This window comes from Streptomyces sp. A2-16 (assembly GCF_018128905.1).
In the GTDB taxonomy this organism is placed as follows: Bacteria; Actinomycetota; Actinomycetes; order Streptomycetales; family Streptomycetaceae; genus Streptomyces.
Genome location: NZ_CP063808.1, coordinates 1 through 24,470 on the forward strand (window position 1 = coordinate 1; position 24,470 = coordinate 24,470).

A 24,470-nucleotide genomic window follows, 5' to 3' on the forward strand; every position below is an offset into this window, starting at 1 on the left:
CGATTCGTTCCCTTGACCCCTGTGTTTCGGCTCCACCCCATTTGAATCCCAACTCGTCCCACAACCACACGTTCGTGGGACCCGTGAGAGAGCGTGCCCTGTGGCTGACGTACCTGCCGATCTTGCCGCAGTGTGGCCACGCGTACTCGAGCAGCTTCTCGGTGAGGGACGCGTTCAGGGTGTGGAGGCCAAGGACGAGCACTGGATCCGGCGCTGCCAGCCGCTCGCGCTGGTCGCCGACACCGCCCTGCTCGCCGTACCGAACGAATTTGCGAAAGGCGTACTGGAGGGCCGTCTGGCCCCGGCCGTCAGCGAGACGCTGAGCCGCGAGTGCGGCCGTCCGATCCGTATCGCGATCACTGTCGACGACTCCGCGGGCGAGCCCCCGGCACCGCCCGCGCCTCCGGCCCCCCGGGCCCAGCCGCGCTACGAGGAGCCGGAGCTCCCCTCCGGCCAGTACGACAACCAGCACAACCAGTACGAGGGCGGTTACGGCCGTCACCGCGCCGACGACTCCGTCCCCGGCCGCGGCGAGCAGCGCCCCGGACACCAGGGCGACCACCCGTCCCGCGCGGACCAGCTCCCGACCGCGCGCCCCGCCTACCCCTCGGAGTACCAGCGCCCCGAGCCCGGCGCCTGGCCGCGGCCCCCGCAGGACGAGTACAGCTGGCAGCAGCAGCGGCTCGGTTTCCCGGAGCGCGACCCCTACGCGTCGCCGTCCCAGGAGCCGTATCCCCAGGATTCGTACCAACAGGAGCCCTACCAGCAGGAGGCGTACGGCGCCCCGTCGCAGGACTACCGCCCGCAGCCGATGGATCGGCCCTCCTACGACAACCCGCGCAACGACTACGACCAGCGGCCGGACTACGACAAGCCCCGCCCTGACTACGACCAGCCCCGGCCCGAGTACGACCAGCCGCGCAACGACTACGACCAGCGCGACGCCCGCCGGGAGCTGCCCGAGCCCCCGCGCAGCTCCGGTCATGTGCACCGCGGCGGTCCGGTCGGCTCCAACCTGCCCACCACCGGGGCCCCCGGTCCGCTCGCCGCACAGCCCGCGCCGGCGACCGGACCCGGCGAACCCACCGCGCGGCTGAACCCGAAGTACCTCTTCGACACCTTCGTCATCGGCGCGTCCAACCGCTTCGCCCACGCGGCCGCGGTGGCGGTCGCCGAGGCTCCGGCAAAGGCGTACAACCCCCTGTTCATCTACGGGGAGTCGGGACTCGGCAAGACTCACCTGCTGCACGCCATCGGGCACTACGCGCGCAGTCTGTACCCCGGCACGCGCGTGCGTTACGTGAGCTCGGAGGAGTTCACCAACGAGTTCATCAACTCCATCCGCGACGGCAAGGGCGACAGCTTCCGCAAGCGCTACCGCGAGATGGACATCCTGCTCGTCGACGACATCCAGTTCCTGGCGGACAAGGAGTCGACGCAGGAGGAGTTCTTCCACACCTTCAACACGCTCCACAACGCGAACAAGCAGATCGTGCTCTCCAGCGACCGGCCGCCCAAGCAGCTGGTGACGCTGGAGGACCGGCTGCGGAACCGTTTCGAGTGGGGTCTGATCACCGACGTCCAGCCGCCCGAGCTGGAGACCCGGATCGCGATCCTGCGCAAGAAGGCGGTCCAGGAGCAGCTCAACGCCCCGCCGGAGGTCCTGGAGTTCATCGCCTCCCGCATCTCGCGCAACATCCGCGAGCTGGAGGGCGCGCTGATCCGCGTCACGGCCTTCGCGTCCCTCAATCGGCAGCCGGTGGACCTGGGCCTGACCGAGATCGTCCTCAAGGACCTGATCCCCGGCGGCGAGGACTCGGCCCCGGAGATCACCTCGACGGCCATCATGAGCGCCACCGCGGACTACTTCGGCCTGACCGTCGAGGACCTGTGCGGCACCTCGCGCGGCCGCGCGCTCGTCACGGCACGCCAGATCGCCATGTACCTGTGCCGTGAGCTCACGGACCTCTCGCTGCCGAAGATCGGCGCGCTGTTCGGCGGCCGCGACCACACCACCGTCATGCATGCGGACCGCAAGATCCGCAATCTGATGGCCGAGCGGCGCTCCATCTACAACCAGGTGACCGAGCTGACCAACCGCATCAAGAACGGCTGACGGCAGGAGAGTTACGGCGGCTTCGACGGCGAAGGGCGCCCTGGGGACGAGGTCCCGGGGGCGCCCTTCGTCATTCCCGAGGTCACGATGCCGTAGCCCGGTGTTCGATTCCCCGCCGGGTTACGGCCTCTCTCCACAGATCCGGTGACTTTTTCCCGTCCACATCCTGGGGACCGCGAAGTTGTCCAGAACGCGGTCCACAGGTTCCCTGTCGAAAGACCATCGGTCCAGGTCAGGTGGTTGTGGATTCGTGGACGAACGATCTCCACAGACTGTGGACAGCGAGAAGATCCACAGGCTGTGCATCGAGTTGTCCACCGGCAACCCACAGGCTCGGGCCGGTTGTCCCCAGCGATCACCAGCTTCTCCACATGGCTGTCCACTGTTCGGCAACGCGACGCGCCTGATCACCGGGTCGAGTGAAAGGCGTCACACGAAGGCGCCGGGTTGGCCTGTGGGAAAGGTGGGTAAAGCTGGGGACGGCGCTGGGGAGAAGTCGCCTCAGGCTGTGCACGGAGTGTGCAGAACTTTCTGTTCTCCACAGAGACGCCCAGTTGTCCACCGGTGTCGCCCACAGGGTCCGTGGACAAAATTTCCCCTCTGAGCTGGGAAAACGGGGTTATCCACGGTATCCACAGCCCCTACTACTACTCCCAACTAGAGAGAGCTGGGAATCCGTTTCGAAGGGGGCCCTGTGCACAACTCGCTGTCCGGTGCCCGACTGCCCCTCGTCACGACTTGACCCCGAGAGGCACCTACTGTCAGTGGGGTGCGTCAGACTGTTCCCCGGTGTCCTTCCCGCCACAGGGGCCGACGACACCGAGACAGACGACGAAGCCAGGCAGGCCGAGCAGCGCCGGCAACAGCAGGAGGCGGCAACAGTGAAGATCCGGGTGGAACGCGACGTACTCGCGGAGGCAGTTGCCTGGGCGGCGCGCAGCCTCCCGGCCCGTCCGCCGGCGCCTGTCCTCGCCGGCCTTCTCCTGAAGGCCGAGGAAGGCCAGCTGAGCCTGTCCAGCTTCGACTACGAGGTCTCCGCGCGGGTGTCCGTCGAGGCCGAGGTCGAGGAGGAGGGCACGGTGCTGGTCTCCGGCCGCCTGCTCGCCGACATCTGCCGCGCCCTGCCCAACCGCCCGGTGGAGATTTCCACAGACGGTGTACGGGCGACGGTGGTCTGCGGCTCCTCGCGGTTCACACTCCACACCCTGCCTGTGGAGGAGTACCCGGCACTGCCGCAGATGCCGAGCGCCACGGGCACCGTCCCCGGTGAGGTCTTCGCCTCCGCCGCCGCCCAGGTGGCCATCGCCGCGGGTCGTGACGACACGCTCCCCGTCCTGACCGGTGTGCGCATCGAGATCGAGGGCGACACCGTGACCCTCGCGTCCACCGACCGCTACCGCTTCGCGGTCCGCGAGTTCCTGTGGAAGCCGGAGAACCCCGAGGCGTCCGCGGTCGCCCTGGTGCCCGCCAAGACGCTCCTGGACACCGCCAAGGCGCTCACGAGCGGCGACAGCGTGATCCTGGCGCTGTCCGGCTCGGGTGCGGGCGAGGGCCTGATCGGTTTCGAGGGCGCGGGCCGCCGTACGACCACGCGTCTGCTCGAGGGCGACCTGCCGAAGTACCGCACGCTGTTCCCGACCGAGTTCAACTCCGTCGCCGTGATCGAGACCGCCCCCTTCGTGGAGGCCGTCAAGCGTGTGGCCCTGGTCGCCGAGCGCAACACCCCGGTCCGGCTGAGCTTCGAGCAGGGCGTGCTGATCCTGGAGGCCGGCTCCAGCGACGACGCACAGGCTGTGGAAAGGGTCGACGCCCAGCTGGAGGGCGACGACATCTCGATCGCCTTCAACCCGACCTTCCTGCTGGACGGCCTGAGCGCCATCGACTCCCCGGTGGCCCAGCTCTCCTTCACGACGTCCACCAAGCCGGCGCTGCTCAGCGGCAAGCCGGCCCTGGACGCCGAGGCGGACGAGGCCTACAAGTACCTGATCATGCCGGTGCGGCTGAGCGGCTGAGCATGTCGGCCTGCCCGGGCCGGACGGCTGCTGGGGGTGTGGGGGTCGTCCCCCACAAGATCGCAGCATGCCGGTGCGGCTGAGCGGCTGAGTCAAAGCCCCAGGTGAGGGCATACGTTTGAGCGCGTATGCCCACAGGTGTGCGTGAGCGTCCGGGTTTAGGCTCGTACGTGGGTACGAAGTGCCACACACGCCACAGCAACCTAAGGAACCACTGATGGAGCTCGGTCTCGTCGGCCTCGGCAAGATGGGCGGCAACATGCGCGAGCGGATCCGCCGCGCAGGCCACACCGTGATCGGATACGACCGCAACCCGGACCTCGCGGATGTCCACAGCCTGAAGGAGCTTGTGGACGCGCTGCAGGGCCCGCGGGTCGTGTGGGTGATGGTCCCGGCCGGTGCGCCGACCCAGGCGACCATCGACGAGCTGGCAGAGCTCCTTCAGCCCGGCGACGTCGTGGTGGACGGCGGGAACTCCCGCTGGACGGACGACGAGAAGCACGCCGGGGAACTGGCCGCCAAGGGCATAGGCTTTGTCGACTGCGGCGTCTCGGGCGGCGTGTGGGGCCTGGAGAACGGCTACGCGCTGATGTACGGCGGCGACGCGGAGAACGTCGCCAAGGTGCAGCCGGTCTTCGACGCCCTCAAGCCCAAGGGTGAGGCGGGCGCGGTGCACGCCGGCAAGGTCGGCGCGGGCCACTTCGCGAAGATGGTCCACAACGGCATCGAGTACGCGATGATGCAGGCCTATGCCGAGGGCTGGGAGCTCCTGGAGAAGGTCGACTCCGTGACCGACGTCCGGGAGGTCTTCCGCTCCTGGCAGGAGGGCACGGTCATCCGTTCCTGGCTGCTCGACCTCGCGGTCAACGCCCTCGACGAGGACGAGCACCTGGACCGGCTCAAGGGCTTCGCACAGGACTCCGGCGAGGGCCGGTGGACCGTGGAGGCCGCCATCGACAACGCGGTGCCGCTGCCGGCGATCACCGCGTCCCTGTTCGCGCGGTTCGCGTCCCGCCAGGACGACTCGCCGCAGATGAAGATGATCGCGGCGCTGCGCAACCAGTTCGGCGGCCACGCGGTCGAGACGAAGTAATCCACAGGGCTGTTCACAACAGTCCACAAGCTGGGGGAGGTCGGCGACCGACCATGCACGTCACGCATCTGTCGCTGGCCGACTTCCGCTCGTACGCCCGGGTCGAAGTTCCGCTCGACCCGGGCGTCACCGCGTTCGTGGGCCCCAACGGGCAGGGCAAGACCAACCTGGTCGAGGCGATCGGCTACCTCGCCACCCTGGGCAGTCACCGGGTCGCCTCCGACGCCCCCCTGGTCCGTATGGGCGCCGACCGCGCGATCGTGCGGGCGCAGGTCAGACAGGGCGAGCGGCAGCAGCTGGTCGAGCTGGAGCTGAACCCCGGCAAGGCGAACCGTGCCCGCATCAACAGGTCCTCGCAGGTCAGGCCCCGTGATGTGCTCGGGATCGTGCGGACCGTGCTCTTCGCACCGGAGGATCTCGCCCTCGTGAAGGGCGATCCGGGCGAGCGGCGGCGTTTCCTGGACGAGCTGATCACCGCCCGCGCCCCGCGCATGGCCGGCGTCCGCTCCGACTACGAGCGGGTCCTCAAGCAGCGCAACACCCTGCTGAAGTCGGCTGCGCTCGCCAGGAGGCACGGCGGCCGCTCGATGGACCTGTCCACCCTCGACGTGTGGGACCAGCACCTCGCGCGCGTGGGCGCCGAACTGCTCGCCCAGCGGCTCGACCTGATCGCCGCTCTCCAGCCGCTGGCCGACAAGGCGTACGAGCAACTGGCCCCCGGCGGCGGCCCGGTCGCCCTGGAGTACAAGCCGTCCGCGCCGGGCGAGGCACACACGCGTGAGGACCTCTACGAGCAGCTGATGGCCGCGCTCGCCGAGGCGCGCAAGCAGGAGATCGAGCGAGGCGTGACCCTCGTAGGACCCCATCGGGACGATGTGAATCTCAAGCTCGGTCAGCTGCCCGCCAAGGGGTACGCCTCGCACGGCGAGTCCTGGTCGTACGCGCTGGCGCTGCGTCTCGCGTCGTACGACCTGCTCAGGGCCGAGGGGAACGAGCCCGTGCTGATCCTCGACGACGTGTTCGCCGAGCTGGACACCCGTCGCCGTGAGCGCCTGGCCGAGCTGGTCGCGCCCGGTGAGCAGGTCCTGGTGACGGCTGCGGTCGACGACGACGTGCCGCACGTGCTGACGGGGACGCGGTACACCGTGTCCGAGGGGACGGTGGAGCGCGCATGACCGACGAACCACGCCCCGCAGGGAACCCCGAGAAGAACAGCACGGAGAACCCCAAGTCCGCCGAGCCCTCCGGCGTCGACCTCGCGCGCGTGGCGCTGCGGGCCGCGAAGGAACAGGCACGCGCGCGTGGGGACGCTGCACAGCAGAAGCGGCAGGCACGGCGCGGGGGCGGACTGCGCTCCGGCGCGCGCGCCGACGGACGCGACCCGATGGCGTTCGGCGCCGCCATCAACCGCTTGATCACCGAGCGCGGCTGGGAGACGCCGGCCGCGGTGGGCGGAGTGATGGGGCGCTGGCCGCAGATCGTGGGCGAGGACCTGGCCAAGCACTGTGTTCCGGAGAAGTACGACGAGGACGAGCGGGTCCTGGTGGTGCGCTGCGACTCGACGGCGTGGGCGACGAACCTGCGGCTGCTCGCGCCGCAGCTGGTGGCCCGCCTCAACGAGGATCTCGGGCACGGCGCCGTGAAGTTGATCAAGGTGAACGGACCCGGCGGACCCCCGCGTCGCTACGGTCCGCTGCGCGCCCCCGGCAGCACGGGACCCGGTGACACCTACGGGTGACGGACATCACATCAAGGGCGTCGGCGGTGCCTTCGAGGCACCGCCGACGCCCTTGTCGTAGCAGTGCACGCGGTTGCGAATTCCGACCTGACTCCCAAGTAGCCAAGGGTTGACAGCCCGAAGCGCTGAGTGCCTCCGTGAGCCTCTTGGAGCCCCGCTCCGTATATGGGGACCCGGAAGACGCCGGTTGAGGGCGGCACATGCGGACTCAGGTACCGGCAAACCCCCATCACTGTCGGCGCTACCGGTAGACTGGAAGCCAATCCCGCCCCAAACGTGGGGACCGCCCGGGAGAAGCTGAGCAACGCTGATCAAGGCTTACCAACGCAACATGCCGCAGCCGCTCCGGCAACCCGCCGACGAGCCCGGCTCGTGCTGTGCCAGAAAGGGCGCTTCGTGGCCGATTCCGGCAACCCCAACGAGAACATCCCGTCCACCGAGGCCCCGGCCGAAGCTGCCGAGGCCATTGCCACGGCGTACGACGCCAGCGCCATCACCGTCCTCGAGGGTCTGGACGCGGTCCGCAAGCGACCCGGTATGTACATCGGCTCGACCGGTGAGCGCGGCCTGCACCACCTGGTGCAGGAGGTCGTCGACAACTCCGTCGACGAGGCACTGGCGGGCCACGCGGACACCATCGACGTGACGATCCTCCCCGACGGCGGGGTCAGGGTCGTCGACAACGGCCGCGGCATCCCGGTCGGCATCGTGCCGTCCGAGGGCAAGCCGGCCGTCGAGGTCGTGCTCACCGTGCTGCACGCGGGCGGCAAGTTCGGCGGCGGCGGCTACGCGGTCTCCGGCGGTCTGCACGGCGTGGGCGTCTCCGTCGTGAACGCCCTGTCCACCAAGGTGGCCGTCGAGATCAAGACCGACGGTCACCGCTGGACGCAGGACTACAAGCTGGGCGTGCCGACGGCCCCGCTGGCCAAGCACGAGGCCACGGACGAGCACGGCACCTCGGTGACCTTCTGGGCGGACCCCGACATCTTCGAGACCACCGACTACTCCTTCGAGACGCTCTCGCGGCGCTTCCAGGAGATGGCGTTCCTCAACAAGGGTCTGAGGATCAAACTCACCGACGAGCGGGAGTCGGCCAAGGCGACGTCCGGCGCGGACGAGGCGGGCGCGGACGAGAGCGCCGAGGTCAAGTCGGTCGACTACCACTACGAGGGCGGCATCGTCGACTTCGTGAAGTACCTCAACTCCCGCAAGGGAGAGGTGGTGCACCCGACCATCATCGACCTCGAGGCCGAGGACAAGGACAAGAACCTGGCCGTCGAGCTCGCCATGCAGTGGAACAGCAGTTACAGCGAGGGTGTCTACTCCTTCGCCAACATCATCCACACGCATGAGGGCGGCACGCACGAAGAGGGCTTCCGCGCGGCGCTGACCTCGCTGATCAACAAGTACGCGCGCGACAAGAAGCTGCTGCGCGACAAGGACGACAACCTCACGGGTGACGACATCCGCGAGGGTCTGACCGCGATCATCTCGGTCAAGCTGGGCGAGCCGCAGTTCGAGGGCCAGACCAAGACCAAGCTGGGCAACACCGAGGTGAAGACCTTCGTCCAGAAGGTCGTCTACGAACACCTCACCGACTGGCTGGACCGCAACCCCGTCGAGGCCGCGGACATCATCCGCAAGTCGATCCAGGCGGCCACCGCGCGTGTGGCGGCCCGCAAGGCCCGCGACCTGACCCGCCGCAAGGGCCTGCTGGAGACCGCGTCCCTGCCGGGCAAGCTCTCCGACTGCCAGTCGAACGACCCCACCAAGTGCGAGATCTTCATCGTCGAGGGTGACTCCGCCGGCGGCTCCGCCAAGTCCGGCCGGAACCCCGAGTACCAGGCGATCCTCCCGATCCGCGGCAAGATCCTGAACGTCGAGAAGGCCCGGATCGACAAGATCCTCCAGAACCAGGAGATCCAGGCGCTGATCTCGGCCTTCGGCACCGGAGTCCACGAGGACTTCGACATCGAGAAGCTGCGCTATCACAAGATCATCCTGATGGCGGACGCCGACGTCGACGGCCAGCACATCTCCACCCTGCTGCTGACCTTCCTGTTCCGCTTCATGCGGCCGCTGGTCGAGGCCGGGCACGTGTACCTCTCCCGTCCCCCGCTGTACAAGATCAAGTGGGGTCGGGACGACATCGAGTACGCCTACTCCGACCGCGAGCGCGACGCGCTGATCGAGATGGGCCGTCAGCGCGGCAAGCGCATCCGCGAGGACTCCATCCAGCGCTTCAAGGGCCTCGGCGAGATGAACGCCGAGGAGCTGCGCGTGACCACCATGGACCAGGAGCACCGCGTCCTCGGCCAGGTCACCCTCGATGACGCCGCCCAGGCCGACGACCTGTTCTCCGTCCTGATGGGCGAGGACGTCGAGGCCCGGCGCCAGTTCATCCAGCGCAACGCCAAGGACGTCCGCTTCCTCGACATCTGAGTCGGTCTCAGCTGACCGCATCAGAAAGGATCTTCACCAGCAATGGCCGACGACATCACCCCTGCCACCCCCGAAGCAGGCGGCATCATCGCCCAGCGTGTCGAGCCCGTCGGGCTCGAGACGGAGATGCAGCGTTCGTACCTCGACTACGCGATGTCCGTCATCGTGTCCCGCGCGCTGCCGGACGTCCGGGACGGTCTCAAGCCCGTCCACCGCCGCGTCCTGTACGCCATGTACGACGGCGGCTACCGCCCCGAGCGCGGGTTCTACAAGTGCGCGCGCGTGGTCGGCGACGTCATGGGCAACTACCACCCCCACGGCGACTCCTCGATCTACGACGCCCTGGTGCGCCTCGCCCAGCCGTGGTCGATGCGGATGCCGCTGGTGGACTCCAACGGCAACTTCGGCTCCCCGGGCAACGACCCGGCGGCGGCCATGCGCTACACCGAGTGCAAGATGGCGCCGCTGTCCATGGAGATGGTCCGTGACATCGACGAGGAGACCGTCGACTTCACGGACAACTACGACGGCCGCTCCCAGGAGCCGACGGTCCTGCCGGCCCGCTTCCCGAACCTGCTGATCAACGGCTCGGCCGGTATCGCGGTCGGCATGGCGACCAACATCCCGCCGCACAACCTGCGCGAGGTCGCGGCCGGCGCCCAGTGGTACCTGGAGAACCCGGAGGCCTCCCACGAGGAGCTCCTGGACGCGCTGATCGAGCGCATCAAGGGCCCCGACTTCCCGACCGGCGCCCTCGTCGTCGGCCGCAAGGGCATCGAGGAGGCGTACCGCACCGGCCGTGGCTCGATCACCATGCGTGCGGTCGTCGAGGTCGAGGAGATCCAGAACCGCCAGTGCCTGGTGGTCACGGAGCTGCCGTACCAGACCAACCCCGACAACCTCGCGCAGAAGATCGCCGACCTGGTGAAGGACGGCAAGGTCGGCGGCATCGCGGACGTCCGGGACGAGACGTCGTCGCGCACGGGCCAGCGGCTCGTGATCGTTCTGAAGCGTGACGCGGTCGCCAAGGTCGTGCTGAACAACCTCTACAAGCACACGGACCTGCAGTCGAACTTCGGCGCCAACATGCTGGCGCTCGTCGACGGCGTCCCGCGCACGCTGTCCCTCGACGCGTTCATCCGGCACTGGGTGGCGCACCAGATCGAGGTCATCGTCCGCCGTACGAAGTTCCGGCTGCGCAAGGCCGAGGAGCGGGCGCACATCCTGCGCGGCCTCCTCAAGGCCCTGGACGCCATCGACGAGGTCATCGCGCTGATCCGGCGCAGCGACACCGTCGACATCGCGCGCACGGGCCTGATGGAGCTCCTGGAGATCGACGAGATCCAGGCCAACGCCATCCTCGAGATGCAGCTGCGCCGACTGGCCGCCCTGGAGCGCCAGAAGATCGTCCAGGAGCACGACGAACTCCAGGCGAAGATCACCGAGTACAACGAGATCCTCGCCTCGCCGGTCCGCCAGCGCGGGATCGTCAGCGCCGAACTCGCCGCGATCGTCGAGAAGTACGGCGACGACCGCAAGACCATGCTGGTGCCCTACGACGGTGACATGTCCATCGAGGACCTCATCGCCGAGGAGGACATCGTCGTCACGGTCTCGCGCGGCGGGTACGTCAAGCGCACCAAGACCGTGGACTACCGCGCCCAGAAGCGCGGCGGCAAGGGCGTGCGCGGCACGAAGCTCAAGGAAGACGACATCGTCGACCACTTCTTCGTGTCCACCACGCACCACTGGCTGCTGTTCTTCACCAACAAGGGCCGTGTGTACCGGGCGAAGGCCTACGAGCTGCCCGACGCCGGCCGTGACGCGCGCGGACAGCACGTCGCCAACCTGCTGGCCTTCCAGCCGGACGAGGCGATCGCCGAGATCCTCGCGATCCGCGACTACGACGCGGCGCCCTACCTGGTGCTCGCCACCAAGGCGGGTCTGGTCAAGAAGACATCACTGAAGGATTACGACTCTCCGCGTTCCGGTGGCGTCATCGCCATCAACCTGCGCGAGCGCGAGGACGGTTCGGACGACGAACTGATCGGTGCCGAACTGGTCTCGGCCGACAGTGATCTGCTTCTGATCAGCAAGAAAGCACAGTCGATCAGGTTCACGGCCTCGGACGACACACTGCGTCCGATGGGCCGCGCCACCTCGGGTGTCAAGGGCATGAGCTTCCGCGAGGGAGACGAGCTGCTCTCGATGAATGTTGTTCGACCCGGTACGTTCGTGTTCACTGCTACGGACGGCGGGTACGCGAAGCGGACCGCCGTCGACGAGTACCGCGTCCAGGGTCGCGGCGGGCTGGGCATCAAGGCCGCCAAGATCGTGGAGGACCGCGGATCGCTCGTCGGCGCGCTGGTGGTCGAGGAGACCGACGAGATCCTCGCCATCACGCTGTCCGGCGGCGTGATTCGTACGCGAGTCAACGGGGTCAGGGAGACGGGCCGTGACACCATGGGCGTCCAACTGATCAACCTGGGCAAGCGCGATGCCGTGGTCGGCATCGCACGTAACGCCGAGGCGGGACGTGAGGCGGAGGAGGTCGACGGCGATGTGGCCGACGACGAGACCGTCGAAGGTGCCGCCGAGACCATCGGCACGGACGAGGGTGAGGCACCCTCGGCCGAGTAGCACGAGGAGTGAGTCATCGTGAGCGGAGCCACGGGCGCCGGATCGACCGGAACCTCTAGGGGGTCCTCCCCCGGCACGGAGGCGGACGGCGGCGGCCGTGGCTCTGCCGCGCGTGCGACCGACGCGCGGGCAGCGGAAGCGCGTCCCACAGAACCGAACACGGCGGACACGCACACGACTCAACTCAAGGCGATCAAGCCGCCGGCGACCCAGCCGCGCTCGCCCGAGACTCATGGATCCCAGGGGGGACCTGTGACGGACACCCAGCCGCCGGCCCAGCCGACGGCGCCCGCCGCACCGCCGAGGGCGGCGGCACAGCCGCAGCCCCAGCCCGCGGCCCCAGCTTCGCCCTCTCCGCTGCCGGGGGAACGGCAGCCGCAGCAGCAGGCGGGTCCCTACCACCCGCCGCAGGCCTACCAGAACCAGGCCGCCCCGGCCGGTGCCGTACGCCGCCCGCGCACGGGTGCGCGCACCGTGCCCCGCACTCGCAAGGCGCGTCTGCGGGTCGCCAAGGCCGACCCGTGGTCGGTGATGAAGGTCAGCTTCCTGCTCTCCATCGCGCTCGGCATCTGCACGATCGTCGCGGCCGCCGTGCTGTGGATGGTCATGGACGCCATGGGCGTCTTCTCCACGGTCGGCGGGACGATCTCCGAGGCGACCGGCTCGAACGAGTCGAACGGCTTCGACCTCCAGGCGTTCCTCTCCCTGCCGAACGTCCTGATGTTCACGTCGATCATCGCGGTCATCGACGTCGTCCTCGCGACGGCCCTCGCGACCCTCGGCGCGTTCATCTACAACCTGTCCGCTGGCTTCGTCGGCGGCGTCGAGCTGACGCTGGCCGAGGACGAGTAACGCTGCCTCAAACGTGCGCGGGCGGTCCTCCGGGAACCGATTTTGGGACTGCCCACGTCGTGCGCTAATCTTCAGGAGTCAGCGCGCGGGACACACTCCGCAGAGCGCGGCGGGGCTATAGCTCAGTTGGTTAGAGCGCATCCCTGATAAGGATGAGGCCACAGGTTCAAATCCTGTTAGCCCCACCATCGAGAAGACCTCCGGTCCACAGGGCCGGGGGTCTTTTGGTGTGCATGACGGGTGGTGTCCACGGCTGTTGCCGGCTGGTGTCCACAGCGGTTGCTGTCCACGGCGGTGCGGAGTCGGAAGAGAGCGGCCCCGCCGATGGCGCGTCCGGTGGCCTTCCTTGCATGCGCCAAAGCGGCTGTTTCCGCGGTGCTCGTGTGCCTAGACTCGGCAGATGACCTTGGAATGGGAACAGGTAATCGTTCACGCGGTGGATCCGGCGGCCCTGGGGCAGTGGTGGGCCGACGCTCTCGGCTGGGTGGTGGTCCACACCTCCGACGACGAGTTCGAGATCCGTCCGGAGCCTGATCGTCTGCCGGGGTTGGACTTCGTCAGGATTGATGAGATCAAGAAAGTCAAAAGTCGGCTGCATCTCGACTTCAGGCCTGATGACCAGGCCGCCGAGGTGGCTCGCCTTGAGGCTCATGGTGCCAAGCGTGTCGACATCGGCCAGGGAGACCAGTCGTGGGTGGTCATGTCCGACCCCGAGGGCAACGAGTTCTGTGTCCTGGGCCAACGGCGTCAGTGAGAACTCCTGGGCGGGGGCGGGTGCCGGCGAACACGGGTGGCGCGTCCCACTGAAAGAAGAAGACCTTCAGCCGGTTCCGGTTGGGGGTCTTCGGCGTTCGAGTGGGTGTTGTCGTGCGGGGCTGTGCCGTGCGTGACGCCGTCGCGTCCTGCCGTCATGCCTTGATGTCACGTCGTGATGTCTTCGGCGCTTCTTCGATCCGTCTTTCGTGCGCCTGTCAGGCCGTCCGTCTTCACTACGTCGTCGTCCGTCTCCGGACCGTCTCCGGTCCGCTTTCGATCTGTCCTCGGTCCGGCTTCGGTCCGTCCTCCGGTCCGGCTTCGGTCCGGCTTCAGCGGTCTCCGCCGTCTCCGGTCCGTCCTCGGGCCGTCGTTCTCGGTCCGTCTGCAGTGCTTCTTCGGTGCTTCTTCGGTTCTCTCTGGTGAAACAGCGGCGTCAGGTGCAGTTCGCTGCGGCCTGTCCCGCCGGCTCCGCTTCCGCTTCCGTGTCCGCGGCCGTATCCGTGTCGGCGAGGGAGCGAGGGCGGCAGCTGGGAGTCTTGCCGTGAGCCTCGGCCCGGATGCGCTGCTTCATGGTGGGCGGCAGCGATCTGACGTAGGACCAGAGGCCATGGGACATCACCGGGGGCTCCGGGTGTGCGACGGCGCTGTTGCGGGCCGACTGGGTCTGCGGTACGGCAGCGGCGGCGGTCGTCGTGATGAGTCCGAGCGCCGTGAACAGCGCCAGGAAGGCGGTGATGACGACGGTCCAGAGCTTCATGACCTTGTTCCGGGCCATGGTCCCTCACTTTCGGGTTGGGCGATTTGCGTACTTTCCTCATGATGTGTATGGGCGTCGCGAAATCACGGACCCGGGCCTGTGGCGCGTCGATCTTCAGATGAACACCACACGGATGGGTGCATGAAGGGCGAAAAATAGGAGAACCGGTGCGATAGGGGCTGAAGTGACCGTCCGTGGAGGTGTGATCACCCTCTGATCGGAGGTCTGCGTTCCGCTTCTACTGGGCCGTTCCCGACGGGAGTTGGGGGCCCGGACGCAGGTCACCGATCGGTATCGGTCGGTGTGTATAGTCGGGCGCCAGAGGTCCCCTACGTCAAGGAAAGACGAGGTCGCGCGGTGAAGAAGCTTCTCCTGGTCGCACTGGCCGCCATCGGCGGGCTCCTCGTGTACCGCCAGATCCAGGCGGATCGCGCCGAGCAGGATCTGTGGACGGAGGCGACTGACTCCGTGCCCACGGGTTCGTGAGTACCGACATCCGATCCTGAGCAGACCCCGGCCGTTGTTGCGGTCGGGGTTTTGTGTTGCCCGGGGCCCGTCCCGGTGCCGGCCGGCACCTGTGACCGGGGTTTCGGACGGTCGTACGGATTGCGAGGGTGGGCGGCGGTCCGGCGGGGCAGGATGGGCCACGGCCGCCCGGCCGCACGGGGTGGTCATGTCGCATCGATGACGGTCGTAGGAGCTCGGGCGCGGGCACGGAGGGGTGGCGCGGGATGGGGCGGCGTACGGCGTGGTGGCGGGTGGCCGTCGTAGGGGTCGCACTGGGCGCGGTGGCGGGCGCCTCCGGCTCTCCGGGCTTCGCCGCCCCAGCCGTTCCCGCCAGGTCTCCCGCCGTCTCGCCTTCCTCCTCGGCCACAGGTTCTTCGTCGGCCTCGGGTTCTTCGTCGGCCACAGGTGCCTCCTCCGCCACGGCTTCTTCCTCGGATACGGCGTCCTCGTACGCGTTCGCCGAGGACGCCCCGTCCGTCACCGGAGCCACGGACACCGCGGACGCCGAGCGTCTCGAACCCGGCACCACGTACCGGAGTTCGCTGCCGAGCGACGGCAAGGTGTACTACCGCCTCGTGCTCGACGGCACGTCGACCGTGTACGTCGCCGCGACGGCCGTACCCCCGGCGGATGCGGCGGTCACCCCCACCGAGGGCGTCAGGGTTTCCGTGCGGGACGCCGACGGCCGTTCCTGCTCCGCGGTGGACACCGCCAGCATCGGCGCCGGCCGCAGCCCGCGCCCCCTCACCGTGTGGGCCGCACGGCAGCTTCCGTCGAGCCGGTCGCAGTGCCGGCGCGCCGGTACGTACTACGTCGTCGTGGAGCGGGTGCTGCGCACCGAGTCCTCGCCGGGCGACTGGGACCTGGAACTCGCGCCCGTGCTGGAACCGCGGCTGCGGCAGGCCGGTTCGAGCAGCGCGCCCGAGACCTGGGACTCGGCCACGCCCTCGCCTCCCGCCGGTGAGGCCGTGCGGCTCCGGGGCGGCGGTGGCTTCGACTCGGCGTCCCCGCTGAAGCAGGGGGTCTGGCACGACGACGTGCGCCCCGGGCAGACGCTGTTCTACGAGGTGCCGGTCGACTGGGGACAGCAGGTGTACGCCACGGCCGACCTGGGCGGCGCGAGCGGCGGCGGGGAGGGCGTGGGTCTTGTGCCGGGGGGCGTGAATCTGGCCCTGTACAACCCTGTGCGCGGCCTCGTCGACGACACGAGCATCAGTTACAACGGCAGCCGGAAATCGGGTGCGCTCGCTGCCCTGCCGCCAGTCGGGTACGACAACCGGTACGCCGTTTCCGACCGGGTGGGCGGGATGCGGTTCGCCGGGGCCTACTACCTCGTCGTGCATCTGGCCGCGCAGGTGGGCGAGGAGTTCGGCGACGGGCCGATCGCGCTGACACTGCGTGTGCGGGTGAAGGGCGAGGCACAGGCCGGGCCCGGTTACGTCGGGCGGTCCGAGCCTTCGGGGATTTTCCAGGTCGGGCTTCTTGGGCAGGGCTCGGACGCGGAGGACGGCGCGGACTCGAGCGGCAGTGACGGTGGTGGGGCCGGTGGTGGCGGTGCCGGCATGAAGCTGGTGGCTGTCGGGGGGATCGGGGCGGGGACCGTGGTGCTGGTGGTTCTCGGGGTGTGGGTTGTGGTGGGGCGGCGGAGGGCTGCCGGGGTGTAGGGCGCGGGGGCGTGGCCCTTGGGTGCGGGGTTTCTGGGCCGGCGACGTTGCGGCCTGCAGCATTACCAGTGATTCGCCCTACTTTCCCGCCCTCCGTACTGGCCTTCCTTTGTGTGCAGGGCGCTCAGATCTGGGTGAGTGCCCAGAACCCCACGGCGTAGCAGGCGAGGGCCAGGAGCAGGAGAGGGATCGCCACCTTTGCGGGTGGGCCGCTTCGACGTGCTCGCGAAAGTGATGGTCCTGGAGGTGGAACCTGCGGGCTCTGAGCGGTGTACGAAGCAGTAGAGGGATCGGCGTGGAACTGGTGCCGGGCCGGCGTCGGAGCCTGCTCGGGGAAGCGGGGGGCGTGGTGTTGGGGGGAGGGAAGGACGTGGGTGGGGGGTGTGGGGTCGTGGGAGGAGACGTAGGCGGACTGAGGCGGGGCAGGCCGGTGTGGTTGCGCTTGGGCCTGTGGGTGGGGGTGGTGCGGTTGTGCCTGGGCCTGAGGCTGGTGCTCCTGTGGCGTGGAGGGCTGAGGGCCGGAGTAGTCCGTGGACCGGGGCGGCGGCAGCTGGAAGTCGCCGGTGTTCGACGCCTGGGAAGGCGGGCTGGTGGGAGTGGGCCAGGGCGTTCCGCTGCCAGGGGCGGGGGAGGACGCGTCGGTGCCCGTCGTCGGGGAGGGCGATGCGCTGACCTCGCCGGGCCAGGAGGGCGGTGGGCTGACCTCGCCGGGCCACGACGGCGGGTTGGCGGCCTGATCGGGCCACGGTGCGGCATTCGGATCCCTGGACCAGAGCGCCGAGTTGGCCCCTGCGGGTCCGGGTGGTGTGTTCCCTCCGATAGGCCGAGATACCGGGCTGTCCTCCCTGGGAGGCCGGGAAGTATCGCCGACCCACTCGTGACGCCGGGAGGCCTCGCCGCCCTCGCTGGGCCAGGACACTTCGTTTCCCTCGCCCGGCCTGGCCCCCGCTCCGCCTGCCTCGCCCGGCCTGGCCCCCGCTCCGCCTGCCTCGCCTGGCCAGGCCCCGACTCCGCTCGCCTTGCCCGGCGGGAACGCGGGCCTGCTCGGTTCACCGCGCTGGTGAGCGGGACGATTCGGCTCACCTTGCCCGTAGGCAGAGCCACCCGCCCCGCCTCCCGGATAGGGCACCTGACTTGCTTCGCGAGGTTGGGGTGGTGTCCCACCGCCCTCGCTGTGCCAGGACGGCACTCCGCCCGGCACCCCAGGGTGGGAAAACTGTCCGTTGGCTTCGCCGGACCAGTTGGGAGGTCCGCCGGCATTCCCGGACGGGGAGGAGGCCGGCCCGTTGTACTCGCCGGCTCCGAGGGAGGATCCCCCTGCTTCACGGCGCCCGGACCCCGCCCCGATGTCGCCGCCGGACCAGGGAGGAACTTCGCCTGCCGCTCCGGGCTGGAAGGCTGCCTGCCCATTTTCGTCGGGCCAGAGAGGGGTATCGCTCGCTTGACCGGGTCGGGACCCCGCCCCGTTGCCTTCGCCCGACCACGAGGGAGCCCCGGCCCCGCCCGCGCCCCGGGCCTGGAAGGCGGCCGCCCCATCCCCGTTGTCGGCCCGGAGGGACGCGCCCGCTTCACCGGGCCGGGATTCCACCCCGTTTCCTTCACCGAACCAGGAGGACGCCGCACCCGCTCCACTCGCCTCACCGGCCCGAGAACCCACGCCGTCGCCCCGACCGGGCCACGCAGGAGCTCCGCCCGCGTCACCCGGACCGAACACGGCACCAGGGCCGGACACGGCATCAGCGCCGGGCCCCGCACCAGCGCTGGACCCAGCCCCAGGTCCCACCCCGACACCAGGTCCCACCCCGACACCAGGTCCCACACCGGAATCAGATCCCACACCACCCCCAGACCCGGTACCGCCCCCGGATCCCGCCCCCGAACTCGAACCGGCGCCCGCATCGGATCCAGCACTTCCGCCGTCCCCGAAGAATCCCCCGCTTCCGTCACCCGCTCCGAAGCGCGCCGGCCCTCCCCCCGTTCCGGACCCTCCGTTCCGCGTCCTGTTCGGGTCGACGCCCGGTGATCGGTTCAGGGGGCCTTCCGGGCCGAATCCGGGGGGCAGGGGGCCGAGTTGGTCGAAGATTTCGATGGACTCGTCGTCGGGGCCGGGGTCCGGGAGGAGCTCTCTGGCGGCGGCGAGGGCTTTGCGGGCGCCCGTGGCGGTCCGGAAACGGGCCTGGGGGTCCGGCTGGAGGAGGGAGGCCACGACCTGCCAGAGCGGGTCGGGGACGCCCTGAGGCGCTCCTGGAGTGCCGTGGGCGGCGAAGTACTGGATGAGTCCCTTGGCGTCGGGCTTGGCCCCCTCCAGGAGGTACAGCGCGACCAGGCCGACGGCGAACAGGTCGGCGGGGAAGTCCGGTTCGGCGCCCAGCATCTGCTCGGGGGCGAGATAGCCGGGCGTGCCCACGACGAGGTTGGTCTCGGTCAGGCGTGGTTCGCCCAGCCGCATCGCTATGCCGAAGTCGGACAGCCGCAGCCGCGGGCGGGCGGTGCCGGTGGCTTCGAGCAGGATGTTGGCGGGTTTGATGTCACGGTGCACGACACCTTCCCCGTGCACCGCGGCCAGCCCCGCGAGGAGCTGGTCGAGCAGGGTGCAGACGAAGACGGGCGGCAGGGGACCGTAGTCCCCGATCAGGTGGACCAGCGAGCCGCCGGCGACCAGGTCCATGGTGAACAGGACCTTGTCGTCGTCGGCGGCCCAGCTGGCCGGCGCGAGGACATGGGGGTGGTCGATCCGCAGGGCCTGTTCACGGACGAAGCGCAACAGGGAGTGGGCATCGCTCTGCAGCAGCACCTTGGCGGCCACATAGCGGCGGCGCCGGTGGTCCCAGGCACGCCAGACCGCGCCGACGCCTCCACGTCCGATCGGATCGGCCAGTTCGTACCGGCCGGCGAACACCTCACCCATGACTGCGCGTCGCTCCTCCCCCTACGGCTGTCCCCCTTGCTTCCCCCGTGATGAGCGATACGACCCCTCGTGGCCTCCCGGATGAGAGATACGGCCCCGTGTTCCTCGTCTCCTCGGCGGCCGACACACCCCCGTGTGTCACCCGCCGTTGAGGAGCGCGACCCCCTCGCGCCCCTCCGTGGCACCGCACGGCCCCCTGCCCGGCTGCCGAACCCCCTTCGGCCGCCGGGCGGGCGGCTCAGTTCTGGTGGGACTGGTAGTGCGTGACCGCGTCGGAGGTGCGGCCGGCGCCGTAGACCCGGAGGAACTCTGCCAGTTCCGGGTGGGTCGGGGCGAGGGTGTCGGCCGCGTCGATGATGTCTCCGGCGGCTGCCACCGAACGCAGCAGTGACTGGATCTCGCGGACGACCCGCTTGACCGTCGGGGCACCCGAACTGCTCGTCGTGGTCGTGGTGTTGCTGAGCACCGAGCCCCCCTGCGACTTCTTGATCTCGTCCATGCGCTCGGTCGCCTCGGCCGCGCTCACGCTGCCGTCCGCGACCTGCCCCGCCAGGTCCTGCAGCAGCTGCACCCGCTGGACCACGGCGGGATTGCCGATCTTCGCCCGCTGACCGCTCATCAGCTGTGACAGCATCGGAGCGGACAGTCCCAGCACCCCCGCGAGACGAGCCTGGTTGAGGCCGAGGTCGTCTATGAGCTTACGGAAGAGCGCCCCCAGCGGCTCCCCGTACCAGTTCCGCTGCAGTTCCCGCGCTCTTGCGGTCGCTTCCTGCTGTGCGGCGTCCATGTGCGTCTCCCCATCGCTTCCCCAAAAAACCGTGGTTCGCGACAGCGAACCACGCCGAGCATCCTACGGAGAGTGGTCGTTCGCGGGGACCCCCAATCTTTTTGCGGAATACCCGGGATGACCCGGTACTCTGGTCATCGGCGCCCACCGGCACGTGGTTCTTCCGGCGGACGTTCCTCTTCCCGGGGCCTTAGCTCAGTTGGTAGAGCGCTGTCTTTGCATGGCAGATGTCAGGGGTTCGACTCCCCTAGGCTCCACTCCAGAAGACCCCTCCGACCTGCGAATACGCGGGCGGAGGGGTTTTTCGTGCGCGCGCTGGCAGCAGTCCGCGTGTGGGCGCCGCCCGGGCCGTAGGACCAGCCGCGACCCCCGAGACGCCGGCCCTGCGGGTGGGCGCGAGGGCGCCCCGGTCACCGAGTCCCAGCCGCACACCCGGGTCCACCTCGACGCCGGGAACCCCCGCTGGACCTGGCGCGAGCGGTCGACGGCCCGCCCCAGCAGGTGTCCCGTCGCGGACCTGTCGTCTCACCTCATCAGCGAGCGGTACACCGCCGACGACTCGGGATGGGCGCCACAGCCCCACACACCGTGCGGGCAGTAGTCGGTGATGCTCTGGTAGAGCGGCCGCTGCCGGGCGAACCAGGTGAGCATGCCGCGCATGTACGCCGGGTTGTCGCCGTTCTCGTACAGGCCCCACTCCTGGTACGAGAAGGGTTTGCCGTGGGCGCGGGCGAAACGGACGTGCGCGCGCAGACCGTACGGCTCGGTCACCTGGTCGGTGAAGCTCAGACCGCGCGGGGCGTCGTAGGCGTCCATCCCGATGATGTCGACGACCTCGTCGCCCGGATAGCAGCGCGGCCACGGGATCGCGTCGCGGCCGCGGTTGGGCGTGAACTCGAAGCGCAGGCGCTGACCGGGCACCGAGCGCATCGCGCGCACGATCCGCGTCCAGTACGTCTTCCAGGCGGCGGGATCCGGGCCGCAGCGGTGGGTGTACGTGGTGCCGTTCATCTCCCAGCCCAGGACGACGATCGTGTCCGGGACGCCGAGAGCCGCCAACCGCCGGGCCAGGGCGCGGAAATGGCCGTCGTGGTCGCCGCTCGCCCCGCGCCGGAGCTGTTCACGGACAGCGCTGTCGGGGAGATGGGCCTCCGTGCGTTCCAGCATCGGCACGTTCAGGACGAGCAGCCGCCGCGGATCGGCCCGCCGCCAGGCGGCCCAGGACTCCAGCCAGCCCGGCGCCCCCTCGATGTTGCTCCAGCGGTCGCCGGGCAGATACACGTGCCCGACCCGGGGCGCGGGCCCGCCGAGCCAGACGCCGAGTTCGCCGAGCCGCCCCACGTCGGCGGGCTCGTAGCCGACGTACGCGCCGTACGCGGAAGCCGCCGCGGGCTCGGGCCCGGGGGCGCGGGCGGTGCAGGCCGAAGCCAGGAGCAGCAGGACGACGGCCAGGGCGAGCGGCCCGCGGCGCGAGGGCTCCGGGCGCGAGGGCTTCATCGGGGCGGCGGTCCATCCGGTGGCGGACATGTCCCGGCGACTGTGACGCACCGGAGCCCTGCCGCACCGCCCGGGCCACACCGTCGGGTGAACATGACGGTGGGGCGGAACCTCTCCGCCCCACCAGTGGTACACGCCGTTGCCGGCGTCAGCGCCCTTCGTCGTGCTTCGCGGCGTCCTCCTCGGCCTCCTTCGCCTGGACCTCCGGGTCCAGGACCGACTGACCGCTGCCGTCAACGGACGTCAGCCGGCCCGTCTCGGGCACCTCGGTCGCGGCGGGCGGCTCGACCAGCCAGTCGGGGTTGGCCTGCTTGTCCCACCACTTCCAGGCGGCGAAGGCGCCGCCCGCCACGATGCCCACGACCGCCAGCGCCTTGGCGAGACGTCCTGCGCGGGCCCGCCGCTCATGCTTGCGGACCAGCTTCTGGACCTCCTTGGGCGTGATCTGGCCGCGCAGCGCCGCCAGCGCGACCACGCTCCGGGCGGTGGCCTCCTCACGGACCGGTCCGGCCGCCGCGACGGCCTGCTCGATCCTCGGACGGGAGTAGTCGGCGGCCTGGCGGGCCGCCTTGCGGGTGCGTACGGCCGCCTCATGGGCGGCCTGGTCGACCTTCGGCGGAACATGTGTACGGGCCTGCTCCAGACGCGGCGCGACATGCGCGCCGTACTGGACGCGCGCCTGCTCGGCCGCCTGGGAAACCTTCGGCGCGAGACGTACGCGTGCCTCCGTCGCGTAGTGCGAGGCCTTGTCCTTGGCCGTGTCGGCGTAGGGCGCCACCGCTTCCGCGGCGTGCAGCACGCTTTCCTTCGCCGAACCGGTCGCGGCGCGCACGCTGTCGATGCGGGTCACGGGATCCTCCTCCTCGGTGGCGTACGGTAATTCGACTTTCCACCCTTTTACGGATCATGCCTGCCGGAGTGCAGCCCGGCACCTGAGGGCGGGCATCCGGATCAATAATGGATGAATGCGTGGCAACAGGGGCTTGTCGACGACAATGCCACGGATCGCCGCTGCGTGCCCCTGCCCGGACCCTCCTCGGCTGGATCCGTGCGAGGATCGGTCGGCACAGGAAGACAACGGAAGGCAGATCGTGGCCGAGCAGCTTTACGCCACCCTGAAGACCAACCACGGCGACATCGAAGTCCGGCTCCTGCCGAACCACGCCCCGAAGACGGTCAAGAACTTCGTCGAACTCGCCCAGGGCGAGCGCGAGTGGACGCACCCGGGCACCGGTGAGAAGTCCACCAAGAGGCTCTACGACGGCACGATCTTCCACCGCGTCATCAGCGGCTTCATGATCCAGGGCGGCGACCCCCTGGGCACCGGCATCGGCGGCCCGGGCTACGAGTTCGAGGACGAGTTCCACCCCGACCTCGGCTTCAACAAGCCCTACCTGCTCGCCATGGCCAACGCCGGCCCGGGCACCAACGGCTCGCAGTTCTTCATCACCGTCTCCCCGACGGCCTGGCTGAACCGCAAGCACACCATCTTCGGCGAGGTCACGGACGCGGCCAGCCAGAAGGTCGTCGACGCCATCGCCGGCGTCAAGACCACCCGCCCCAACGACCGCCCGGTCAACGACGTCGTCATCGAGCAGGTCGTCGTGGAGACCCGCAAGGGCTGAGCCTCGGGCAACCGTCGCGCAGGGAACCAAACGCCCCGCTCAACCGTAAGGATGAGCGGGGCGGTGCACGTGGGTACGACGACTCAGGGCGACTTAGGGGATGGCATGAATCAGGAGGCGGGCAGTTCGCAGGAGGCCCAGAGCCTGCCTGGCTGCTACCGGCACCCGGACCGTGAGACCGGCATCCGCTGCACCCGCTGCGAGCGCCCGATCTGCCCCGAGTGCATGATCAGTGCCTCCGTCGGCTTCCAGTGCCCCGAGTGCGTGCGCGACGGGGGCGGCAGCGGACCGGCTCCGGCGGCGGCGCGGCCCCGCACCATCGCGGGCGGCAGCGTCACGGCCGATCCCCGGCTGTTCACCAAGATCCTCATCGGGATCAACCTCGCGGTGTTCATCGCCATCCAGGCCAACGCGTCCCTGGCGACCGACCTCAGCCTCATCGGCGCTTATCCGCCGGCGCCGTTCCAGCCCACCGAGGGCGTCGCCGACGGGCAGTACTACCGCCTGGTGACCTCGATGTTCGCGCACCAGGAGATCTGGCACATCGGCTTCAACATGCTGAGCCTGTGGTGGCTCGGCGGCCCCCTGGAAGCGGCCCTGGGGCGGGCGCGCTATCTCGCGGTCTACCTCGTCTCCGGTCTCGCGGGCAGCGCCCTGGCCTATCTGCTGGCCAGTCCGGTCACCCAGACGCTCGGCGCCTCCGGTGCCATCTTCGGCCTGTTCGGCGCGACCGCGGTCCTGATGCGCCGGCTCAACTACGATCTGCGGCCGATCATCGCACTGCTGGTGATCAACCTGATCTTCACCTTCGGCTGGAGCAGCATCTCCTGGCAGGCCCACATCGGCGGCCTCGTCGCCGGGCTCATCACGGGCTACGGCATGGTCCACGCCCCACGCGAGCGGCGGGCGCTGGTGCAGTACGGCACCTGTGCGCTGGTGCTGCTGGTCGTCGTGGTCATGATCGTGGTTCGGACCGCCCAGTTGACCTGAAACGGTCCGCACGACCCCTCTGAGCGGCCGTTGTCCACAGCGAGTGCCCGATCTTGTGCATACAGTGCGGGAACAGCTGTGCCCCC

The 24,470-nt window shown here is 69.4% G+C and carries 18 protein-coding genes, 2 tRNA genes and 1 pseudogene; 16 read left to right on the plus strand and 5 right to left on the minus strand.

Going from position 1 to position 24,470, the window contains the following annotated elements:
- Positions 1-100: 100 nt before the first annotated feature.
- From dnaA to IOD14_RS00050, 10 genes are all read left to right on the plus strand, one after another.
- Positions 101-2,116: a chromosomal replication initiator protein DnaA gene (dnaA, locus tag IOD14_RS00005; RefSeq protein WP_212669316.1), complete on the plus strand. Its 2,016-nt coding sequence runs from the start codon at positions 101-103 to the stop codon at positions 2,114-2,116.
- Between the two features lie 881 nt (positions 2,117-2,997).
- Positions 2,998-4,128, plus strand: coding sequence for a DNA polymerase III subunit beta (gene dnaN / locus IOD14_RS00010; protein WP_053847949.1), 1,131 nt, complete (start codon positions 2,998-3,000; stop codon positions 4,126-4,128).
- Between the two features lie 217 nt (positions 4,129-4,345).
- The gene (gene gnd, locus IOD14_RS00015) at positions 4,346-5,221 is read left to right on the plus strand and encodes a phosphogluconate dehydrogenase (NAD(+)-dependent, decarboxylating) (protein WP_123990386.1); all 876 of its coding nucleotides are present in this window, start codon (positions 4,346-4,348) and stop codon (positions 5,219-5,221) included.
- Positions 5,222-5,274: 53 nt separating this feature from the next.
- A complete protein-coding gene (recF, locus tag IOD14_RS00020) occupies positions 5,275-6,396 on the plus strand; it encodes a DNA replication/repair protein RecF (RefSeq protein WP_123990387.1) in 1,122 nt (373 codons plus the stop codon).
- Complete coding sequence (locus IOD14_RS00025; RefSeq protein ID WP_212669318.1) at positions 6,393-6,959, plus strand: DciA family protein; 567 nt, start codon at positions 6,393-6,395, stop codon at positions 6,957-6,959. The genes recF and IOD14_RS00025 overlap by 4 nt, the downstream gene beginning before the upstream one ends.
- Positions 6,960-7,331: 372 nt before the next feature.
- Complete coding sequence (gene gyrB / locus IOD14_RS00030) at positions 7,332-9,401, plus strand: DNA topoisomerase (ATP-hydrolyzing) subunit B (RefSeq protein WP_212669319.1); 2,070 nt, start codon at positions 7,332-7,334, stop codon at positions 9,399-9,401.
- A gap of 42 nt (positions 9,402-9,443) precedes the next feature.
- Positions 9,444-12,041 carry a DNA gyrase subunit A gene (gene gyrA / locus IOD14_RS00035; protein WP_123990390.1) on the plus strand — a complete coding sequence of 866 codons (2,598 nt, stop codon included), beginning with the start codon at positions 9,444-9,446 and terminating at the stop codon, positions 12,039-12,041.
- Between the two features lie 18 nt (positions 12,042-12,059).
- Positions 12,060-12,893 (plus strand): DUF3566 domain-containing protein, encoded by an 834-nt coding sequence (locus IOD14_RS00040; protein WP_212669323.1) that lies wholly within the window; start codon positions 12,060-12,062, stop codon positions 12,891-12,893.
- A 111-nt stretch (positions 12,894-13,004) separates the two neighbouring features.
- Positions 13,005-13,081, plus strand: a tRNA-Ile gene (locus tag IOD14_RS00045).
- A gap of 212 nt (positions 13,082-13,293) precedes the next feature.
- Entirely contained in the window at positions 13,294-13,647 is a 354-nt protein-coding gene (locus IOD14_RS00050) for a VOC family protein (protein ID WP_212669324.1), read from the plus strand.
- Positions 13,648-14,082: 435 nt separating this feature from the next.
- Here IOD14_RS00050 and IOD14_RS00055 read toward each other — a convergent pair whose 3' ends face one another.
- Positions 14,083-14,424, minus strand: a complete 342-nt coding sequence (locus tag IOD14_RS00055) for a DUF6344 domain-containing protein (protein ID WP_212669325.1) — start codon at positions 14,422-14,424, stop codon at positions 14,083-14,085.
- Positions 14,425-14,763: 339 nt separating this feature from the next.
- Between IOD14_RS00055 and IOD14_RS00060 the strand changes: the two genes are divergently transcribed.
- From IOD14_RS00060 to IOD14_RS00070, 3 genes are all read left to right on the plus strand, one after another.
- On the plus strand, positions 14,764-14,892 hold the full coding sequence (locus IOD14_RS00060; protein WP_003999697.1) for a DLW-39 family protein: 129 nt from the start codon (positions 14,764-14,766) through the stop codon (positions 14,890-14,892).
- A gap of 245 nt (positions 14,893-15,137) precedes the next feature.
- Positions 15,138-16,577 (plus strand): hypothetical protein, encoded by a 1,440-nt coding sequence (locus tag IOD14_RS00065; RefSeq protein ID WP_123990395.1) that lies wholly within the window; start codon positions 15,138-15,140, stop codon positions 16,575-16,577.
- Positions 16,578-17,107: 530 nt separating this feature from the next.
- The gene (locus tag IOD14_RS00070; RefSeq protein ID WP_212673528.1) at positions 17,108-17,314 is read left to right on the plus strand and encodes a hypothetical protein; all 207 of its coding nucleotides are present in this window, start codon (positions 17,108-17,110) and stop codon (positions 17,312-17,314) included.
- A 1,274-nt stretch (positions 17,315-18,588) separates the two neighbouring features.
- Here IOD14_RS00070 and IOD14_RS00075 read toward each other — a convergent pair.
- Positions 18,589-19,485: pseudogene (locus IOD14_RS00075) on the minus strand (serine/threonine-protein kinase); the annotation flags it as partial.
- A 238-nt stretch (positions 19,486-19,723) separates the two neighbouring features.
- Entirely contained in the window at positions 19,724-20,272 is a 549-nt protein-coding gene (locus tag IOD14_RS00080; RefSeq protein WP_031036313.1) for a DNA-binding protein, read from the minus strand.
- Between the two features lie 184 nt (positions 20,273-20,456).
- Between IOD14_RS00080 and IOD14_RS00085 the strand changes: the two genes are divergently transcribed.
- Positions 20,457-20,529 (plus strand) — tRNA-Ala (locus IOD14_RS00085).
- Positions 20,530-20,797: 268 nt separating this feature from the next.
- Here the strand turns inward: IOD14_RS00085 and IOD14_RS00090 are convergent.
- Both IOD14_RS00090 and IOD14_RS00095 read right to left on the minus strand, forming a co-directional pair.
- Positions 20,798-21,799, minus strand: coding sequence for a glycosyl hydrolase (locus IOD14_RS00090; RefSeq protein WP_249125781.1), 1,002 nt, complete (start codon positions 21,797-21,799; stop codon positions 20,798-20,800).
- A gap of 118 nt (positions 21,800-21,917) precedes the next feature.
- Positions 21,918-22,619: a DUF5324 family protein gene (locus tag IOD14_RS00095; protein WP_123990396.1), complete on the minus strand. Its 702-nt coding sequence runs from the start codon at positions 22,617-22,619 to the stop codon at positions 21,918-21,920.
- A 241-nt stretch (positions 22,620-22,860) separates the two neighbouring features.
- Here IOD14_RS00095 and IOD14_RS00100 point away from each other — a divergent pair, with 241 nt between their 5' ends.
- Both IOD14_RS00100 and IOD14_RS00105 read left to right on the plus strand, forming a co-directional pair.
- The gene (locus IOD14_RS00100; protein WP_123990397.1) at positions 22,861-23,394 is read left to right on the plus strand and encodes a peptidylprolyl isomerase; all 534 of its coding nucleotides are present in this window, start codon (positions 22,861-22,863) and stop codon (positions 23,392-23,394) included.
- Positions 23,395-23,499: 105 nt separating this feature from the next.
- Positions 23,500-24,384, plus strand: coding sequence for a rhomboid family intramembrane serine protease (locus IOD14_RS00105; protein WP_212669331.1), 885 nt, complete (start codon positions 23,500-23,502; stop codon positions 24,382-24,384).
- Positions 24,385-24,470 lie beyond the last annotated feature (86 nt).

Coding starts and splice junctions, on each gene's coding strand:
- gnd (WP_123990386.1), top strand. CDS start 4,346: ATGGAGCTCGGTCTCGTCGGCCTCGGCAAGATGGGCGGCAACATGCGC.
- recF (WP_123990387.1), top strand. CDS start 5,275: ATGCACGTCACGCATCTGTCGCTGGCCGACTTCCGCTCGTACGCCCGG.
- IOD14_RS00025 (WP_212669318.1), top strand. CDS start 6,393: ATGACCGACGAACCACGCCCCGCAGGGAACCCCGAGAAGAACAGCACG.
- gyrA (WP_123990390.1), top strand. CDS start 9,444: ATGGCCGACGACATCACCCCTGCCACCCCCGAAGCAGGCGGCATCATC.
- IOD14_RS00050 (WP_212669324.1), top strand. CDS start 13,294: ATGACCTTGGAATGGGAACAGGTAATCGTTCACGCGGTGGATCCGGCG.
- IOD14_RS00055 (WP_212669325.1), bottom strand. CDS start 14,424: ATGGCCCGGAACAAGGTCATGAAGCTCTGGACCGTCGTCATCACCGCC.
- IOD14_RS00065 (WP_123990395.1), top strand. CDS start 15,138: ATGGGGCGGCGTACGGCGTGGTGGCGGGTGGCCGTCGTAGGGGTCGCA.
- IOD14_RS00080 (WP_031036313.1), bottom strand. CDS start 20,272: ATGGACGCCGCACAGCAGGAAGCGACCGCAAGAGCGCGGGAACTGCAG.
- IOD14_RS00090 (WP_249125781.1), bottom strand. CDS start 21,799: ATGTCCGCCACCGGATGGACCGCCGCCCCGATGAAGCCCTCGCGCCCG.
- IOD14_RS00105 (WP_212669331.1), top strand. CDS start 23,500: ATGAATCAGGAGGCGGGCAGTTCGCAGGAGGCCCAGAGCCTGCCTGGC.